The organism is Streptomyces niveiscabiei (assembly GCF_001419795.1).
GTDB lineage: Bacteria > Actinomycetota > Actinomycetes > Streptomycetales > Streptomycetaceae > Streptomyces > Streptomyces niveiscabiei.
In genome coordinates this window covers 1-3,834 of the sequence record NZ_LIRL01000610.1, presented here as the reverse complement: position 1 = coordinate 3,834, position 3,834 = coordinate 1, and the positions used below count along the sequence as shown (strand labels likewise).

The following is a 3,834-nucleotide window of genomic DNA, read 5'->3' as shown; positions in this document are numbered from 1 at the left end:
CACCGGACGACCCCGTCCGGTGACGGAGGATGACGGGATGGACGAGGGACTCATCGGCATCGGCGCCTTCGCGGCACGCTCCCGCCTGTCCGCGAAGGCGCTGCGGCTGTACGACCGGCTGGGCCTGCTGCCCCCGGCGCGCATCGACCCCGCGAGCGGCTACCGCTACTACCGCGCGGACCAGATCGAACGCGCCCGCCTGGTCGCCCTGCTGCGCCGCCTGGACATGCCGCTCGCGCGGATCGCCGACATCGTCGAGGCGGACGGCGGGCAGGGCGCCGGGCTCCTGGACGCGTACTGGTCCGAGACCGAGACCCGCCACGCCGAACGCCGCGCGCTCGCCGGCTACCTCCGTCGTCGTCTGACCGGAAAGGGCCAGGAGATGGCTGACCTGTACGACGCGTTCACGGTCGAACTCGTGGAAGTCCCCGAGCAGTTGCTGATCACCGAGACCCGGCACGTCCTCGCGGACGAGCTGCCCGTGTGGATCCCGGCGGCGCTGGGCCGCCTGGAGGAGGCGGCGGCCGGCTGCGGCGGCATCGCCGGGCACCCCTTCGTCGCCTACCACGCGGAGTCGTCGATGGAGAGCGACGGTCCCGCCGAGGCGTGCGTACCCGTGGGGGACGCCGGGGCGGCGCGGGCGTGGGTCGCGGGACAACCCCGTACCCGTCATACCCGTACCCGTCTGGAGCCGGCGCGGCGGCTGGCCGTCACGCGGGTCACCAAGGCGCAGGTCGCTCACCCCCAGATACTCGAGGCGTACGACGCCGTGGAGGCGTGGATGCGGCGGGAGGGGTGGGCGTACGACGGCCCGTGCCGGGAGGTGTACTTCGCGGACTGGGACGCGGCGGGGGCGGAGGACCCGGTATGTGAAGTGGCGTTCCCGGTGCGGCGGGAGACGGCCACGGACTAGTCCCACCGGGCGCGGGCACAAGCCGAGCCCCCTCGGCAAGGACGGCGATACTCGTCGAGAGGGCTCTCGGTGGTGCTTGTTCAGTTGCTCGGCCGACTCAACCGCTCAACTTCTCGGCGGATTCGGCGACGTGACTGCTCGACCGGCCCGTTCGGCTCAACCGGCTGACGGGCTGGGCTACTTGACCGACTCCACGAAGACGGTCCAGGCCGTGGCGGGGAACGCCAGGACGGCGCCCTCGGGGCGCTTCGAGTCGCGGACGGCCAGCGCGGCGGCGGGCGACCTGACCTCCACGCACTCGCCGTTCCCGACCGAGTACGAGGACTTCGTCCACACGTGCGTGGCGCTCTGACGAATTGCCATCTCTGCTCCAGGTGCTGGTTCTCTTCGCGCCAACACCGTTGATCGCTGGCGCAATTCGACGTTACTGGGAGACCCCACCCCGGGTGGTAGTCATTCACCCGACCTGGTGGCATATTCCAGGAAAACCTCACGCCGGACTACGACAGCCCTGTACAGTGCGGCCTTTCACCTCAGCGCGCGTACTCCTTGGCGATGGACTCGATGGTCTGACCGGACACCTCGACGTTCATGGCCTGCGCCCGCAGGTGCTCGTACATCAGGGCGTAGGTCTGCACGTCGTGGTGCTTCTCCAGGTACAGGTCGCTGGTGACGCCCTCGATGTAGACCACGCTGGAGTCGGCGAGTTCGGCGAACTCCAGGATCGAGTAACCCCCGTTGAGCCCGGGGTGCGCGCCGGCGTCGAAGGGCAGCAGCTGGATGGTGACGTGCGGCAGGTTGCCCAACTCCAGCAGGTGCTCCAGCTGTTCGCGCATCACCCGGCGGCTGCCGACGGTCCGGCGCAGGACGGCCTCGTCGATGACGACCCACAGCCGTACCGGCTCCTTGACCTCCCCGGTGACGGGGTGGATCTGCTCGCCGAGCCGCCCCTGCCGGCGCAGCCTGACGTCCACGCGCTTCTCGATGTCCTCCGCCGAACTCTCGGGCAGCGCGCCCTTGATGACGGCCGCCGCGTACTCCGGCGTCTGGAGGAGCCCGGGGATGACCTGGGGCGAGTACGTGCGCAGGCTGGACGCGTCGTCCTCCAGGCCGATGTACACGCTGTAGGGGACGTCCTTGAACGCGTACCACCAGCCCTGCTGGCGGGATTCGCGCGCCATCTGCATGAGCGACTCGACGACGCGCTCGTCCTCGATCTCGTAGACGCCGCACAGGTCGCGGACGTCCCGGGGGCTGATGCTGCGCCGGCCGTTCTCCAGTCGGCTGATCTTCGACTGCGAGACCAGCAGGCGTTTGGCCACCTGCTCGGCCGTCATGTTCTTCGACTCGCGGAGCCTGCGCAGTTCCAGACCGAGACGCCGACGACGCACGGTGGGATTGGTGTTGGACGGCATGAGATGTGCACCTCCGGCTGGATGCCTGTTGATACTTTGCGTATCTGCTGCTGAGCAGACTGCCACCAACAGGCTTATTACCGCTGGGAAACCACGGATATGCCAGCCAGGCCCGCAAGTTCGGGGATACTGGTGGATTGCACATGTTCCATACCGCTTCAACTCCGCGCCGGGGCACCTGTTTTCGGACATGCGTCCGCGCGGGGCGGCGTACCGTTTCGCCTTGATCGGCGAAACGGACACACCACCCCGCGCGGTGCGCGCGGCTCCCGAACGGGTCGGTGGGGCGCGGAAGTCACGGCCGGCGGGCGGCCGTACGCGTCTGCGTCGTGGTACTGCGGCTCAGTGGGCCACGACGCGCGCCATGGTGGTCCGGCGTGGCTGCGCCGGAACTCCGTGGGCCGCTTCCGCGTTCGCCCTGGCGGGTGGCGCGGCCTGGCGGCCGGCCGGTGCCGGGGCGGGTCGGCGCGGCTGGACCGCCACGCCGTTCTGGACGTCCATCACGGCGTGCGCCACGAGGCCGCCCATCGGATCGTGCCTGATCAGGTCCCGTAGCCGGGAGCGCGAGGAACGGCCCTCGTTGCCCGGGTACAGGTGCTTGCCGAGGCCGACCGCGTGCGCGAGCGCGGCGAGTGCCGCGGTCCGCGGGTCCGGCGGTACGCCGGTGCGGATCGCGGAGTCCAGCCGGGACCTGATCTCCCGGCTGATCGCGTTGTCCGTCGCCTGATAGCGAGTCGTCGGCAGCACCCCGCACATCTGGCCGGCCACGGCATGCACCATGCCGCACCGCTCCAGATGCGAGAGGTACGTCTGGCGGAGCCCCAGGCGGGGTCCGCCGATCCAGTGGACCGCGCGGACCGGAGCGCCGCGTCGGCGCAGCAGCTCCAGGGCGTGGTCCAGTGTCGGATCACCTGTCGGCCGTGGTGCCACCACGGCGATACGATCCCCGTCAGGGGCTATCCGTCCGGCCAGCGCCAGCTCCACTAGCTGTGCTCCGGCCAGACCGAGGTCGAGCGACTGCGGCTGTGCAGTGGTACCCGTCGTCGGGTCCAATGCCAGCAACAGAAGCTCTTCCGGAAGAGTTCTGCGGCTCCTGCCCATCCATGCCTCCCCGCGTGGATGACAGACAGGGTGACCCCTCTCACATTCATCTGTCGAGGGTGCGTGACCTGTTTGTAAGGGAACCGGCAGGTATGTCGTTCTCGTCTACCGCAGGGGCCAAGCGCTCCACACAGGACACTGATACATGGTTCGGACAGTGCCGAGGCGCCGTCCGGGTACGGGGTGTTGGTGGCCAGGTACGCAGTACACGGTTCGTTTCGTGCCGTACGTCATCCCGTACGGCATTTGAGGAGGCATCGGTGGCGGGCGAGTCCCCCGACAGGTCGAAGCAGCACGAGTCGTCACGACCGACGCAGGGTTCCGGCACGCCGGTTCCCGATCCCCGCGTTCCGGCGGGGGGCGCGGGCGGGGTCGGGGGCGAGGGGCTGGCTCGTATACACATCT

Annotated in this window: 4 protein-coding genes; 1 reads left to right on the top strand and 3 read right to left on the bottom strand. The window is 69.5% G+C overall.

Annotated elements, in window-relative coordinates; all coding sequences use genetic code 11:
* Positions 1-37: 37 nt before the first annotated feature.
* On the top strand, positions 38-913 hold the full coding sequence (locus AOK24_RS27975; protein ID WP_055722830.1) for a MerR family transcriptional regulator: 876 nt from the start codon (positions 38-40) through the stop codon (positions 911-913).
* 177 nt (positions 914-1,090) lie between these two features.
* Here the strand turns inward: AOK24_RS27975 and AOK24_RS27970 are convergent, their stop codons facing one another.
* The 3 genes from AOK24_RS27970 to AOK24_RS27960 all read right to left on the bottom strand — a co-directional run bounded on the left by AOK24_RS27970 (position 1,091) and on the right by AOK24_RS27960 (position 3,429).
* On the bottom strand, positions 1,091-1,276 hold the full coding sequence (locus AOK24_RS27970) for a DUF397 domain-containing protein (RefSeq protein ID WP_055722829.1): 186 nt from the start codon (positions 1,274-1,276) through the stop codon (positions 1,091-1,093).
* A gap of 170 nt (positions 1,277-1,446) precedes the next feature.
* Positions 1,447-2,328: a helix-turn-helix domain-containing protein gene (locus AOK24_RS27965; protein WP_055722828.1), complete on the bottom strand. Its 882-nt coding sequence runs from the start codon at positions 2,326-2,328 to the stop codon at positions 1,447-1,449.
* 342 nt (positions 2,329-2,670) lie between these two features.
* Complete coding sequence (locus tag AOK24_RS27960; protein WP_055722827.1) at positions 2,671-3,429, bottom strand: GOLPH3/VPS74 family protein; 759 nt, start codon at positions 3,427-3,429, stop codon at positions 2,671-2,673.
* Positions 3,430-3,834: the final 405 nt, after the last annotated feature.